The 14793-nt window shown below is 61.0% G+C and carries 13 protein-coding genes; 10 read left to right on the top strand and 3 right to left on the bottom strand.

Going from position 1 to position 14793, the window contains the following annotated elements; translation table 11 throughout:
• Positions 1 to 128 precede the first annotated feature (128 nt).
• A complete protein-coding gene (ettA, locus tag HXX25_RS02105) occupies positions 129 to 1796 on the bottom strand; it encodes an energy-dependent translational throttle protein EttA (RefSeq protein ID WP_187166885.1) in 1668 nt (555 codons plus the stop codon).
• A gap of 187 nt (positions 1797 to 1983) precedes the next feature.
• On the opposite strand from ettA, the gene HXX25_RS13930 reads away from it, so the two are divergent.
• Positions 1984 to 2118 carry a hypothetical protein gene (locus tag HXX25_RS13930; RefSeq protein ID WP_255466952.1) on the top strand — a complete coding sequence of 45 codons (135 nt, stop codon included), beginning with the start codon at positions 1984 to 1986 and terminating at the stop codon, positions 2116 to 2118.
• Between the two features lie 99 nt (positions 2119 to 2217).
• Complete coding sequence (locus HXX25_RS02100; RefSeq protein ID WP_187166884.1) at positions 2218 to 4434, top strand: S9 family peptidase; 2217 nt, start codon at positions 2218 to 2220, stop codon at positions 4432 to 4434.
• Here the strand turns inward: HXX25_RS02100 and HXX25_RS02095 are convergent, their stop codons facing one another.
• Both HXX25_RS02095 and HXX25_RS02090 read right to left on the bottom strand, forming a co-directional pair.
• Positions 4435 to 5178, bottom strand: a complete 744-nt coding sequence (locus HXX25_RS02095) for a M48 family metallopeptidase (RefSeq protein WP_187166883.1) — start codon at positions 5176 to 5178, stop codon at positions 4435 to 4437.
• Positions 5154 to 5630: a GAF domain-containing protein gene (locus HXX25_RS02090; protein ID WP_187166882.1), complete on the bottom strand. Its 477-nt coding sequence runs from the start codon at positions 5628 to 5630 to the stop codon at positions 5154 to 5156. The genes HXX25_RS02095 and HXX25_RS02090 overlap by 25 nt, the downstream gene beginning before the upstream one ends.
• Before the next feature lie 71 nt (positions 5631 to 5701).
• On the opposite strand from HXX25_RS02090, the gene HXX25_RS02085 reads away from it, so the two are divergent.
• The 8 genes from HXX25_RS02085 (at position 5702) to HXX25_RS02050 (ending at position 14792) form a co-directional block, all read left to right on the top strand.
• Entirely contained in the window at positions 5702 to 6583 is an 882-nt protein-coding gene (locus tag HXX25_RS02085) for an SIMPL domain-containing protein (protein WP_187166881.1), read from the top strand.
• A 95-nt stretch (positions 6584 to 6678) separates the two neighbouring features.
• The gene (locus tag HXX25_RS02080) at positions 6679 to 7602 is read left to right on the top strand and encodes an SDR family NAD(P)-dependent oxidoreductase (RefSeq protein ID WP_187166880.1); all 924 of its coding nucleotides are present in this window, start codon (positions 6679 to 6681) and stop codon (positions 7600 to 7602) included.
• A complete protein-coding gene (locus tag HXX25_RS02075) occupies positions 7599 to 8411 on the top strand; it encodes an acyl-CoA thioesterase II (RefSeq protein WP_187166879.1) in 813 nt (270 codons plus the stop codon). The genes HXX25_RS02080 and HXX25_RS02075 overlap by 4 nt, the downstream gene beginning before the upstream one ends.
• 244 nt (positions 8412 to 8655) lie before the next feature.
• Positions 8656 to 9708 carry a ribosome small subunit-dependent GTPase A gene (gene rsgA, locus HXX25_RS02070; protein WP_187166878.1) on the top strand — a complete coding sequence of 351 codons (1053 nt, stop codon included), beginning with the start codon at positions 8656 to 8658 and terminating at the stop codon, positions 9706 to 9708.
• Between the two features lie 143 nt (positions 9709 to 9851).
• Entirely contained in the window at positions 9852 to 11054 is a 1203-nt protein-coding gene (locus tag HXX25_RS02065; RefSeq protein WP_187166877.1) for an acetyl-CoA C-acyltransferase, read from the top strand.
• A 13-nt stretch (positions 11055 to 11067) separates the two neighbouring features.
• The gene (locus tag HXX25_RS02060; protein WP_187166876.1) at positions 11068 to 12777 is read left to right on the top strand and encodes a class I adenylate-forming enzyme family protein; all 1710 of its coding nucleotides are present in this window, start codon (positions 11068 to 11070) and stop codon (positions 12775 to 12777) included.
• Positions 12778 to 12780: 3 nt separating this feature from the next.
• Positions 12781 to 13842 (top strand): AI-2E family transporter, encoded by a 1062-nt coding sequence (locus tag HXX25_RS02055; RefSeq protein WP_187166875.1) that lies wholly within the window; start codon positions 12781 to 12783, stop codon positions 13840 to 13842.
• A complete protein-coding gene (locus HXX25_RS02050) occupies positions 13839 to 14792 on the top strand; it encodes a calcium/sodium antiporter (protein ID WP_233346823.1) in 954 nt (317 codons plus the stop codon). The genes HXX25_RS02055 and HXX25_RS02050 overlap by 4 nt, the downstream gene beginning before the upstream one ends.
• Position 14793: the final 1 nt, after the last annotated feature.

Genomic DNA, 14793 nt, shown 5'->3' with positions numbered 1-14793 from the left:
ACATGGATTGCCGATTGAGCGCGGAATCGCGCTCTGGCGCTCATGTCCCAGGCACAGGCACAAGACAATCGCCGGATACGAAGTGCCCGGCTGGCGGAAAAGGGTGACCGTCAGGCCACCCCCGCCTGCTAACGGCTGAAGCGCTTGAACTTGACCCGCTTGGGCGTAACGGCGTCCTCGCCCAGACGGCGCTTCTTGTCCTCGATATATTCCTGGAAGTTGCCTTCAAACCATTCCACATGGCTGTCGCCCTCGAAGGCGAGGATGTGAGTGGCCAGACGGTCGAGGAAGAAGCGGTCGTGGGAAATGACCACGGCGCAACCGGGGTAGTTTTCCAGCGCCTGTTCGAGCGCGGCCAGCGTTTCCACGTCGAGATCGTTGGTCGGCTCATCGAGGAGGAGCAGATTGCCGCCGGTCTGAAGCGTCTTGGCAAGGTGTACGCGGTTGCGTTCCCCACCCGACAGAAGTCCGACCTTTTTCTGCTGGTCACCGCCCTTGAAGTTGAACGCGCCAACATAGGCCCGGGACGGCACTTCCTTGCCGCCGAGATTGATCATGTCGTTGCCGCCGGAGATTTCCTCCCAGACATTCTTGTTGGGATCCAGCGTATCGCGGGACTGGTCGACATAGGACAATTTCACGGTCTCGCCGAGGCGCAGCGTGCCTTCGTCCGGCGTTTCCTGTCCGGTGATCATCCGGAACAGCGTCGATTTACCGGCGCCGTTCGGGCCGATGACCCCGACCACGCCGCCCGGTGGCAGCTTGAAGGACAGGCCATCGATCAGAAGCTTGTCCTCGAAGCCCTTCTTCAGATTCTCGACCTCGACCACGACTCCGCCGAGACGCGGGCCCGGCGGAATGTTGATCTGGGCATGGTTGATTTCCTGACGGTCAGCCTGGTCGCGCAATTCCTCATAGGATTTGATCCGCGCCTTGGACTTGGCCTGACGCGCTTTCGGCGAGGACCGGATCCAGTCCAGTTCGCGAGCGAGTGCGCGTTCTTTTGCGCCCTGTTCGCGGCTTTCCTGCGCGAGGCGCTTTTGCTTCTGCTCCAGCCAGGAGGAGTAATTGCCTTCGTATGGCACGCCCCGGCCGCGATCGAGCTCCAGCGTCCAGGTGGTGATGGAATCGAGGAAGTAGCGGTCGTGGGTGACGACCAGAATGGCGCCGGGGAAGTTTTCCAGATGATGTTGCAGCCAGTCGACGGATTCGGCATCCAGGTGGTTGGTCGGCTCATCGAGCAGCAGCATGTGCGGCTCGGAGAGCAGGAGGCGGCACAACGCAACACGGCGGATTTCACCGCCAGAAAGCTTGGTCACATCCCAATCGGCGGGCGGGCAACGCAAGGCGTCCATCGCCATTTCGATCTTGCTGTCGATATCCCACGCATCTGCGGCGTCGATCTTTTCCTGAAGCTCGGTCATTTCCTCCATCAGCTCGTCGGAATAATCCTCCGCTAGCTTCATGGAGACGGCATTGAAATCATCGACCAGCTTCTTGTGGGCTGAACCCTCGATGACGTTTTCCCAGACGGTCTTGGCCGGGTCGAGCTGGGGCTCCTGCGGCAGATAGCCGACGCGCACGCCTTTTTCGGCCCATGATTCGCCGGTGAAATCGGTGTCCATGCCCGCCATGATCTTAAGAAGCGTGGATTTACCCGCACCGTTTGAGCCGACAACGCCGATTTTGGCGTCGGGCAGGAAGTGCAGGGAAATACCCTGAAAAACCGGCTTGGCAGCCCCCGGATAGGTCTTCGACAGCTTGTCCATATGATAGACGTATTGATAGGCGGCCATGGGGCGGGTCATCCTTGAAGCGTAGGGGATTTGAACTGTTGCGCGGCGTATAGCGGAGCCGCGCGCAAGGAGCAATCCGGCTTTACGGCTCGGAACCCTCGACCGTGACGTCACGATCGGCTTTGCCCAGACCGGTACGGCGTATGCGACCTGCGGCCCGAACCCGGCGCATGAACATCAGCTGGATATGGCGGAAACCGAATATGACGACATACGCCAACGTCTGGATACGCCGATGCATGAACGCGGCGCGGCCTTCGAAGCCGCGCTGGATGGGGCGGGGGCTCCATGGACGCCCACGCGGATGTTGCCGCCGCTCTAGTCTGCTCACCATGGTGGGCATCTGCCCGTCCCAAGACGCAGCCCGCTTCCCAGCGGGCTGCGTCCGTTTTAAGGATAGGTTCCACGACCGCGAGGATTGATGATGAGCCCTTCCCTGATGCTGCTGGTGAGCCTGACACTGATACAGGATGCCGAACCCGCTGAACTGACGATCGAACGCTTGTACGCCAGCCCGAGCCTGAATGGTCCGGTCGCCTCGGCAACGCGGTTTTCGCCGGATGGCGGATTGATCACCTTCCTGCAGGGCAAGGCGGAGGATGCCAGCGTCCGGGATCTCTGGGCGATCGATGTCGATGGCGGAGAGCCATTTGTTCTGGTCGATAGCCGGGAGCTTGTACCGGAAGAGCGCGAGTTGTCGGAGGCCGAAATCCAGCTGCGCGAACGCGCACGGATCAGCGGCTCCGGCATTGTCTCCTATGATTGGGACGCAAGCGGAGACGCACTGCTCTTCCCGCTGGATGGTGATGTTTTCCATTACGATCTGGAAACAGGCGTCGCGCGCCGGTTGATGGAGACCGAGGCGGCAGAAACCGACAGCCGTATCTCTCCGTCGGGCCGTTATGTCGGCTTTGTCCGCGAGCAGAATCTGTTCGTCCAGGATATCGAAAGCGGCGAAACCCGCGCGATTACGTCTGATGGCGGCGGCACGCTCACCTATGCGACAGCAGAATTCGTCGCCCAGGAAGAGATGGGACGGTCAACCGGATACTGGTTCTCTCCCGATGATCGCCATGTCGCCTTTACCGCAGTGGATGAGAGCCCGATTCCCGTGTCCTACCGCGTCGACATTGCCGGCGATGGAGCTACCGTCACCGAGCAACGCTATCCGTATGCGGGCGAGGCCAATGTCGGCATCCGGCTTTTCATCGAGAATATCGAGATGGGCCAACGCGTGGAGGCTGACCTCGGCGAAGACAGCGATATATATCTCGCACGGGCCAATTGGGGCGTAGACGGACGCCTGTACATCCAGCGGCAAAACCGGGCGCAGACTGTGCTCGATCTGATCGCTATTGATCCCGAAACCGGTGGTGGCGTCGTCATTCTGACCGAGCGGGATCCCGCTTGGGTCAATCTGACGAACGATCTGACTTTCCTCGAAGACGGTAGCTTCCTGTGGACGTCCGAACGGACCGGATTCCGGCATATCTATCATTACACCGCCGATGGCGAGCTTGTTGACGAGATCACCTCCGGTGAGTGGCAGATCAATGCCATCGAAGGCGTCGATCAGGATGCCGGCCGGGTGTATTTTTCAGGCTGGATGACCGATCCGCGCCAGCGCCAGCTTTATTCCGTTTCCTATGTCCAGTCCGGCGAATCTCCGATCCGGATTACATCGGGTGCGGGATGGTGGTCCGGCATTTCAATGGGTGCAGGCGCGCAGACATTTCTGGGCAGTTATTCCGATCCCGCAACGCCGACGCACACCGCGCTTTATGATGCTTCGGGACAGCGCCTGCGCTGGATCGAGGAAAACGCCCTGGATGCCGAACATCCCTACTTTCCATATCTTGAAAACCACATCACGCCAGAGCGGGGTTCGATCACCGCTGCCGATGGAACGGAGCTTCATTACATCATGTATCTGCCGGCCGGCTTCGATCCGGATCAGCAATATCCCGCCATTATCAACGTCTATGGCGGGCCGGGCGTGGGCCGTCGGACGCGGATGAGCTGGGGCTCACTTGAAGATCAACTCTTTGCGCAGAACGGCTATATCTATTTCAAGCTGGACAATCGCGGCACACCGGACCGGGGACACGCCTTCGAAACCGCCTTGCATCGCGCCATGGGCGGTGTGGAAGTCGAGGATCAACTCGCCGGCCTCGCATTCCTGCAGTCGCTTGATTATGTCGCCGGGGACCGGATCGGAATCTGGGGCTGGTCCTATGGCGGGTATATGTCGTTGATGACCCCCCTGCAGGCGCCGGACGCGTTTGCGGCGGCGGTCTCGGGCGCGCCGGTCACAGACTGGGCGCTTTACGATACCCATTATACCGAGCGCTATATGGGCACGCCGCAGAACAATCCGGACGGGTATGAACAATCCTCGGTCTTCGCGCATCTTGATGGCTGGGAAACACCGGTTCTCATCATGCATGGCATGGCCGATGACAATGTCGTGTTCGAGAATTCGACCCGGCTGTTCAGCGCGCTGCAGGAAAACGACCTGCCTTTTGAAATGATGACCTATCCGGGCCAGCGCCACGGCATTCGCGGCGAAATGCGCGGCCGGCACCGGACCCGCACCATTCTCGACTTTTTCGACCGTCACTTGCAGCCGGCGGATTGATCAGAACGGGACAAAAGTGCCGGCGGTGGCGTTCAGGCGCTGCCGCCGGGCTTTCCAGTCGGGCATCAGCTCTGCCACGACCGCCCAGAAGGCGGCTGAATGATTGGGCTCGGCCAAATGAGCCACTTCGTGTGCGCAGACATAGTCAATCAAGGCCGGGTCCGCCCCGACAAGCCGCCAGTTCAGGCGAATGATGCCTTTTGAATCGCAACTGCCCCAGCGGCGTTTCTGATCCCGGATCTGGACCGCACTGACCGGCCGCCCCAATTGTTCCGCATAGTGCCGGACCCGCTCGGGAAAGCGGGCATCAGCTTCCCGGCGATACCAGCGCTCGATGCCCTTGCGGATGGTGCTGGCACGCATGTCGCCAGACAGTTGCCGGTCGATTTCAATAACGAGTTGATCGTCCCGATGCTCGACCCTTGTGCGGGCCCGCGTCGGGTGCGCGATTATTTCGAGGCGTAACTCATTCCCCAGGAACGGAAGCGTCTCTCCCGGTTCAAACCGGCGTTGAGGCGGCCTGGGCCGCGTCGACCACTCGGCGAGCTTGAGCGATATCCAGTCAGCGCGGCTATTCACCGCTGCGCGCAATCGTCGTTCGCTGGCACGTTGTGGTGCGCGAATGCTCAAACCCTCATGATCAATCTGAAGCGCAATCGTGCGACGCCGCGGACTGCGCACAATGGCACAGTCGACACGTCGGCCATCGATTTCAATTGTCAGACGGTCAGAATGTCCTGGCAAATCGCTTCCAGCCCTTCGCGGTCGATCTCGTCAAAAGCATCATGTTGTTCGCTGTCCACGTCGAGTACGGCGGCCAACGCACCGCTGGCATCCAGCACAGGCACAACGATTTCCGAATTCGTCCGCGCATCGCAAGCGATATGGCCGGCAAAGGCGTGCACATCCGCGACCAGCTGGGTCTCCAGCGATGCAGCCGCAGCGCCGCAAACTCCGCGCCCGAACGGAATCCGCAGACACCCCATCGTGCCCTGATAGGGGCCGACCACGAGTTCGCTCGGCTTGTTCGGATCGACCTCGTAAAACCCGGTCCAGAAAAAACGCGGTTTGAAGGCCTCTGACAACAGGCAGGACGCGGTGGCAAACCGGGCCGTGCGGCTGGTCTCGCCCGCCACAACGGCAGCAATTTCCTTGCGCAATTCCGCATAGCGCGCGCGTTTTTCTTTTCCGGTCATCGCTTGGCCTTCTATCCAGATCACCCAGATCGTGTATCGTAATCCCGGCACCTGAATACAAGGGGGATATCATGAATAAGTTGGGATTATTGCTGATCGGGGCCAGTGCGGTAGCGCTGACCGGATGTGATCAATTTACGGGAGACCCTGTTCCGGTCTGGGCGCGCGGACCGGTGATCGAAGCGCAGGGCCGCGCCTTCATCGAAGTGCCCGCGAACCGTGCGCGTTTTCAGGTTTCGTTTGAAGGCCGGGCGGACAACAGTCCGGATGCTTCCCAGCAGGCCGTGACACGCGCCAACCTGGCAGCTCAGGCCGTGCGCCTGGCGACTGATGGAGAGGTCCGGATCACCTCCAATCTGTCCGTACAGCCCTATTACGAACAAGTGACACAGCGCTATGGCGAGAATAATGAACGTCTGGTCGAAAACCGCCACCCCGATGCGCTTTTGGGATATGTTGCAACGGTCTCGATGAATGTGACGGTGCTGGAACCGGATCTGACCAGCGCAGCGCGCGGTGCCGCGCTAGCCGCCGGTCCGGTCAATTCCGGCAATGTGCAATTCTTCCTCGAACCCACGGCTGAAGATCAGCGCCTGGCTTTCGCGGCGGCCGTGAATGACGCGGCCGAGCGCGCCCGGATTGTCGCAGACGCGGCGGGATCGATTCTTGGCGAAATTGCCACGCTGCAGGAAGGGAGTGGCCCCTGCATGGGCGCGCCCTCGACCGAGGCCGGGTATGATGATTATGCGCGCTACAGCAGCGCGCCGCCGCCTCCGCCGCCTCCACCCCCTCCGCCGCCGCCCCCTCCGCCGCCGGGCAGCGAGATGACGGCCGAGCAATTGCTGCTCGATCTGGACCGGTATGCCCTGGCCGCAGATCGGGAGCCGCAGCGCGTCACAGCCAATGTCTGCGCGGTGTTTTCCGTGGAAGAGGCGCGCCGGAGCAACCGTTAGGGTCGGGTTTTCCTGCGAAAGCTGGAATCCGGGGCTGGCGCGCTGGCGCTTGCCCGCTAACTTCCGCATCCACGATTCACGAATGGGAGTTGGATATGATCCGCTTTGATGGACGGACCGCTATCATCACAGGTGCCGGTAACGGTCTTGGCCGCAGTCATGCCCTGTTGCTGGCAGAACGCGGCGCAAATGTTGTCGTCAACGATCTGGGCGGCACAGTCGATGGCTCCGGGGCCTCGCTGTCAGCAGCCGAAACCGTCGTGAAGGAAATCACCGACAAGGGCGGCAGGGCCATCGCCCATGGTGCCGATGTTACCCGTGCCGATCAGGTGGCCGATATGGTTGATCAGGCGATCAGGACTTTCGGGGCCGTCGATATTCTCGTCAACAATGCCGGCATTCTGCGCGACAAGTCTTTCGCCAAGATGGAACTGGCCGATTTCGAGCTGGTTCTGAAGGTCCATCTCATGGGGTCCGTGACCTGCACCAAAGCGGTCTGGGATCACATGAAGGAACGCAATTATGGCCGCATCGCCATGACCAGCTCATCGTCCGGCATCTATGGCAATTTCGGTCAATCCAATTACGGCGCCGCCAAAATGGGCCTCGTCGGCCTGATGAATGTCCTCAGCATCGAGGGCAAGAAGAACAATATCCGGGTCAATACGCTGTCGCCGACCGCAGCAACGCGGATGACAGAAGATATTCTGCCACCGGCCGCGCTGGATCTGATGACCGTTGAAAGCGTGTCGGCGGGGCTCGCCTATCTGGTCAGCGAAGAGGGACCTGAACGCACCATTCTGTGCGCCGGTGCCGGCGGTTACGCTGCAACGCGCATCTATGAAACGCCGGGAATCTACCTGCCACCGGAGGCGCAAACGCCGGAGGCCATCGCAGCGAATTTCGACCGCATCCTTGATCCGGCCGGGCAGGACATGCTGACCGACGGATCGGGACAGACCCTGAAGTTCGTCGCTGCCGCCGCGAAACATTTCGGCGTATCGCTGGGGCCGGAATGACCCATAGTTTTGATGATGCGCTGACCTTGACGGTTGCGGAAGCGGCGGAAGGCCGCGTCCGTTATGCGGGCGTGACACCGCAAGCCTATCAGAACATGATCGGCCCTTTCGGCGGCGTAAGCGCCGCCTTGCTGGCGCAAGGCATGATGCGTTCCGCCCGTGACGGGTTGAAGCTGGTCTCGATCACTACCGATTTCATGACCGGGATGAAGGACGGTCCCTACAGCCTGTCGACGATCTGTCACCGCGCGGGCCGGTCGACGGAGTTCTGGGCCGCCAACATCCAGCAGGCCGACGCGTCCAGCCCTGCGCTGCGGGCGACTGCAGTGTTCGGAGAGCGCCGGGAAACCGTGGAATGGACCGAAGGCGAGATGCCGGATGCCCCGCCGCCGGAGGCGTGCGAGGCTTTTGTGCCGCCCCGTCCGTGGGCCGAACACATCGCCATCCGGCCGTGCATCAATGCCGATATTTTCAACGCTACCTCCACCCGCAATGCGCTGTGGGTGAAGTTTACCGACGCCCGGCCGCTGGACGATGTGGCGCTGGTCTGCCTCGCTGACACGCCGACGCCGCGCGTGTTTTTCATTGTCCATGGCTTTACCGTGCTCTCGACGATATCGATGACGGTTTATCTGCATGCGTCCGATGCCGATCTTGCTGAGGCCGGCAGTGACTGGGTCATGATCGAGGCCAATGCCGGGCGCGGCGGTGGCGGGTTTTACGATCAGCACGCCCGCATCTGGTCGCGCTCCGGAAAGCTGCTGGCCACGACACAGCAAATGGTCTGGTACAAGGCGGAGAAGGTGTGATCCCCTATCCCCCTTGTATTTCGGGCCGCGTCAGCGGATAAACAATCAGGTTCCGGTTCCGGAGGGCATCTTCATGGCCATTGCAATGTTCCGCCTGAATGGCGGCGCGAACTGACGTGTGTCGTCAGGGCAGACCGTCTGGGCTGCGCCCGAATTTCGTTCCGCACATTCATTTTTGTCCACGCTGCCGCTCACGCGGGAGCGCATGCGCGCTTGGCCATCCGGCCAGAACGGAAACTCTGAAATGACGCATTACACACTCGACGAGCTGGGCTGGCGCCCGGCCTTTCTTCAATCTCTCGATCTGGACCATGAAGCAATCAGCGATGTGGTCCGCATCTCTGCTGTTCACCGCGATGCCTATGAGGCGATCGGACCGGACGGTGAAATACGCCTGCATATGATGCCGATCGAAACTCCGGTCGAGGCGCGCCCCACTGTCGGCGACTGGGTGCTGATGGACCGTGCGCTGGAGCGGCCGGCCCGGGTGCTGGACCGGCAAACCCTGTTCGCGCGCAAAGCCGCCGGACATGATCACAGCGTTCAACTGATCGCCGCCAATGTCGATGCCGGATTTATCGTGTCGTCCTGCAATGATGATTTCAACCTGCCGCGGCTGGAACGTTATCTCTCCCTGGTGAGGGATGCCGGCGCTTTTCCGGTCATCGTGCTAACGAAGGCCGATCTTTCAGAGGATGCGGCAGACTTTGCCGCGCGGGCCCGGAAGATTGCCGGGGACTGCCCGGTCGAAACCGTCAATGCGCGCGATCCGGCCGAGCTCGAGAAGCTGATGATCTGGGTGGGAAAGAACCAGACGCTGGCTCTTCTGGGATCGTCAGGAGTCGGCAAGACAACCATTCTGAACGCCCTTACCGGCAAGGACGAAGCCGTATCCGGCATTCGGGAAGACGATGCCAAGGGCCGGCACACGACGCGCGGCCGATCCATGCACAAACTGACGAATGGCGGCTGGGCGATTGACCTTCCGGGCATGCGGGAGCTGGCGCTGGCGGGGACACAGGAAGGTCTGGAATCCACGTTCGGCGATTTGCTCGAGCTGACCCGCCAATGCCGGTTTTCCGATTGCCGCCATGAACAGGAACCGGGCTGCGCGGTCCGGGCTGCGATTGAGAGCGGCGATCTCGATGAAGCCCGCCTGGTGCGCTACCGCAAGCTGGAGCGTGAAATCGAACGTAATGAGACCTCCATCCATGAGCAGCGCAACAAGCAGCGAGGCTTTACCAAGACGGTAAAGCAGGTTCAGTCGCAACGCTGGGCGCATCGCAAACGAACCTGACGCTTGCGGGGTTTTCGACGCCAATGCGCGCGGCAGGCGACACAGCCCCCTGCCGCCGCACAGCAAGTTGACGTAAGCGTCAGACTGGACAAACCCGGTAATTCAATCAGCATGTCGTACAACAATAATCCGGGGAGTTCATCATGCGCGAAGCTGTCATCGTATCCACCGCCCGCACGCCGATCGGCAAAGCCTATCGCGGCGCGTTCAACAACACTCAGGCTCAGGAATTGGGTGGCCACGCCATAAAGCATGCCGTTGAGCGTTCCGGCATTGATCCGGCCGAGATTGATGATGTCGTCATGGGCGCAGCCATGCAGCAAGGCTCGACCTTCCAGAATACGGCGCGCCAGTGCCTGATCCGCGCGGGCCTGCCCAATTCGGTCGCGGGCCAGACGATGGACCGCCAGTGCGCGTCCGGCATGATGGCGATTGCAACAGCCGCCAAGCAGATCATTTCAGACGGCATGCAGATCACCGTGGGGGGCGGGCTGGAATCCATTTCTCTGGTCCAGAACGAGCACATGAATTTGCACCGCGCCTTTGATCCGTGGATCAATGAGCATGTGCCGTCGCTTTACATGTCGATGCTGGAAACCGCCGAGATCGTCGCCGAGCGCTATGGCGTTTCGCGGGATGTTCAGGACGAATATTCGCTGCAAAGCCAGCAGCGGACAGCGGCCGCACAGGAAGCGGGCAAGTTTGACGATGAAATCGTGCCAATGGCCTCCAAGATGGGAGTCTTCAACAAGGAGACCAAGGAAATCACCATCGAGGATGTGATGCTGGAGAAAGACGAAGGCAATCGCCCGTCCACCACGCTGGAAGGCCTGCAATCCCTGAAACCGGTTCATGCCAATGGCCAGCAGATTGCGGAAGGCAAGTACATTACCGCCGGTAATGCCTCGCAGCTGTCCGATGGCGCATCCGCCTCAGTGCTGATGGAAGCCAAGGAAGCCGAGAAACGCGGCCTGGAACCGCTCGGCATCTATCGCGGTATTGCCGTGGCTGGTCTCGATCCCGATGAGATGGGCATTGGCCCCGTCTATGCCGTGCCGAAACTCCTGAAGGCCAATGGCCTGACCATGGATGACATCGGCCTGTGGGAACTGAACGAGGCCTTTGCCGTTCAGGTGCTCTACAGCCGCGACAAGCTGGGCATCCCGAATGACATCCTTAACGTCAATGGCGGCGCGATCTCGATCGGCCACCCCTATGGCATGTCAGGCGCCCGCATGGTCGGCCATGCCCTGATCGAGGGCAAACGCCGCGGCGCGAAATACGTGGTCTGCACCATGTGCGTCGGCGGCGGCATGGGTGCTGCTGGCCTGTTTGAAGTCGCATAGGGAGATCTGCGAAATGGCGACACGCCTCCCCGCTCCCACGCGTGACGAGATCACGCAGGCCGGCCTGAAAATCATGGCCGAAAACCCGTTCTTTGCGGTCGGTGAAGCGGAGATTCGCGGCGCGACCTATCGCGTTTTTGCGAATGCGCCGAACAATACCGATGGCCTTCTCTTTATGTGCGACATGCATGGCGACAAGACGGCTGTGGTGTCGGGTGATGTCCGCTGGTCGTTTGCCGATCTGGCCCGCGAAAGCCGCGCGATTGCCGCCGGTCTGACGAAAATGGGCGTCAGGAAGGGCGACTTTGTCGCCACGGCGACGCGCAATACGCCGGAATGGATGGCGACCTATCTCGGCGTCACCCAGATCGGTGCCGTCATTGTCCCGCTCAATGGCTGGTGGACCGCGCACGAAATGGAATTCGCGCTGAAGGATTGCGGCGCGAAAATCCTCCTTGTGGATAGCGAGCAGTCTCCGAAATTCCTGCCCCTCAAGGATAAATTCGGCCTGACGCTGATTTCCGGCCATGGCGAATTTGACGGCCAGGATCACACATGGGCCTCGATCCGGGATGCAGGTGCCGGAGAGACACCGCCGACCGAAGTAGTCGACGACGATGATCTGATGTCGATCATGTATACGTCCGGATCGACCGGTGATCCCAAGGGCGTGATGCTGACCCATCGCGGCGCATGGTCGGTCTTGTTGTCGTTCGGATTTGTCATGTCCGCCGCCAAGGAAACCGCTAAGGGCGCGGCCATGGCCGAAGCCGCAGGCGATCTGGCCATTCTGGTCTCGGTGCCGCTTTTCCACGTGACGGGATCACACCCGGTCTTCATGCTGTCGCTCATTCTGGGCCGGAAAATGGTGCTGATGCGGTCCTGGAAACCGGAAGATGCGGTACGGCTGATCAAGCAGGAAAAAATCACCAATTTTGTCGGCGTTCCGACCATGTCGCACGAGCTGATGCTGGCAGCAGAAAGCATGGGCGAGAGCCTGGATACGCTGACCGATCTGTCGGCGGGCGGTGCCAAACGCCCCGCCGCCCACGTGAAGCGTCTCGCGGACAGTTTCAAGCGCGCCTATTCATCCACCGGCTATGGCCTGTCGGAAACCAGCGCGCTAGGTACCTATAACGGTTTGGCCGACTATCAGGATCATCCGGGCTCCTGCGGCCGGGCCGTGCCGCCCGTTACAGATGTCCGCATCGTCGGGCCGGACGGACAGGACATGCCGGCCAACGAAGCCGGCGAAGTCTGGATCAAGACGCCGGGCATCTTCGCGGGTTATCTCAACCTGCCGGAAGAAACCGCCAAGGCCTTAACGCCGGACGGCTGGTTCAAGACCGGCGATGTCGGCACCATGACGGAAGACGGCATGGTCACGATTGTCGACCGCTTGAAGGACATGATCGTCCGTGGCGGCGAGAATGTCGCCTGCCTTGAAGTCGAGGCGGCGCTCGTCAAACACCCGCGCATCCTGGAGGCAGCGGTTTTTGCGGTACCGGATGAGAGGCTGGGCGAGGCTGTCGGCGCGGCAATCTATACCAAGCCCGGGATCGATATCACGCTGGATGAGGTCAATGATTTCCTGGAAGGCGATCTCGCTGCGTTCAAGCGCCCCGAGCATCTCTGGCATTTCAACGAGCCGCTTCCGAGGGGCGGAACCGAAAAGATCGACAAGCCCGGCTTGCGGAAGAAGCTGTTGAGCGGTAGCCCATAACGCATGAAACTCACCGTTGATGCCCGATTTCTGATGCTGGCACTTCTTGTGCTGGCACTGGCCTGGGCATTGCGGGCGGCGGGCGATGTCCTGTTGCCCTTTCTGGTCGCGGGCTTTCTGGCCGTCATCCTTGAACCCCTGACGCTCCGGATTTGCAAATGGGGGGCACCGCGCACCGTTGCTGCACTGGCCTCCACCCTGCTAGCCGTGCTGGTGATTGCCGGCCCGATCGTGGCGGTGACGCCGATTGTCATCATTGAAGGCCGGGATCTGATCTCACGCCTGCCGACGCTGATCGAAAATGCGCTCGAGGCGACCGACCAACTGGCCTTGGCGATGGGGCTCAATCTCCCCGATATAACGCTGGAAGGCCTGTCCGGTGAGGGCAATCCGGCGCGCGCCATTGGCAGCCGGATCGCCGGGTCCGTCACCGGCGCCCTTTCCGGCCTGTTGCTGACATTCCTGACTCCGGTGGCCCTCTTCTTTTTCCTGAAAGACTGGCCGGGCATCGAAAAAACCATCGCCAGCCTGCCCCCCCGCCGTTATTCGGACGAGCTGCGCCGCATCGTCAGAGAGATCAATGTTCAACTCTCACGCTATGTCCGCGGACAAAGCCTGGTCATCCTCGTGCAGGCCATTTATCACGCGGCGGCGCTGGCCGTGATCGGTCTGAATTACTCGGTGGCAATCGGAATTCTGACCGGTCTTTCGGCGATTGTGCCGGTAGTCGGCAATCTGGTCATGTTTACGCTCGCGATGCTGGTGGCGATCAGCCAGTTCGATTCCATCTGGCCGATCCTCGCCGTCATTGTCGTCTATGGCGTGGCACAGGTGCTTGAAACCGTCTGGCTGGCGCCGCGGCTGGTGGGCGGGCAGATGAAGCTGCACCCGCTGTGGATCATGGCGGGTCTGTTGATCGGTGGTGCCCTGTTCGGCTTCCTCGGTGCGCTTCTCGCCTTGCCGATGGTGGCGGTCGGCAGCGTTGTGGCCAAGCATGCCCTGAAAACGTGGCGCGAAAGCAAGTTCTACAAGCAGGCGGACCCACCCAAGGTCAAATCGACATGATCTCCGTGCTTCTGGTTCTGGCCGGGCTGGTGCTGCTCTCCTTTGGCGGAGACGGGCTTGTCCGCGGTGCCGTCGGTATTGCCACCAAGTTCAGACTCTCGCCCATGTTCGTGGGCCTGGTCCTCGTCGGGTTTGGCACCTCCATGCCCGAGCTCGCCACCAGCCTCCAGGCGCAATTTGCCGGATCACCGGATGTGGCCATCGGCAATGTGGTCGGTTCGAACACGGCAAACATTCTCCTGATCATGGGGATCGGTGCCGTGATCCGGCCCATTCTTGCGGTCCGCGAGGCGTTGCTCCGGGACGGTCTGGCGCTCGCCATTATTTCGGCTGCGGCGGTTTTCCTGCTGTTTCAGTCTCCCGTTGGCCGGGTGTGGGGTGCGGTCATGATCGCGCTGTTGCTGGCCTATATCGGCCTCAGCTATATGCTCGACCGTAGACGCGGTGACAAGGCCGCTGCCCTGCATGAAGCGGAAGCCGTCAGTGCAGGTGCACCGGAACGCCTATGGATTTCGGCGCTGTTCTTTGCCGGCGGGTTGGCGGGCGTTCTCATCGGGGCCCGCTTTCTGGTCACCGGCGCGATTGATATTGCGACACAGCTTGCCATCCCAGAGGCTATTATCGGACTGACCATTGTGGCGGTCGGAACCTCGTTGCCGGAACTGGCGGCGACTGTCGCCGCTGCTATCCGGCGGCAAGGCGATGTTGCGCTCGGCAATGTCATCGGTTCGAACATCTTCAATGCTGCCGGGATTCTCGGCGCTGCCGCGCTGGTTGCACCGCTCGAAACTCCGGCACGGATTCTGGGCGAGGATGTCTGGGTGATGCTGGCGGCGACAGCCATATTGCTGGTCTTCGCCTTTACGGGTCAGCGCGTCGACCGGCGCGAAGGCGCTCTGTTGCTGGCGCTTTATGCCGGTTATATTGCCTGGTTGGCCGGCTCGGTCTGAA

This window comes from Hyphobacterium sp. CCMP332, assembly GCF_014323565.1.
Classification (GTDB): domain Bacteria; phylum Pseudomonadota; class Alphaproteobacteria; order Caulobacterales; family Maricaulaceae; genus Hyphobacterium.
The sequence above is the reverse complement of the archived record's forward strand: the minus strand, read 5'-3'. Positions and strand labels throughout refer to the sequence as shown.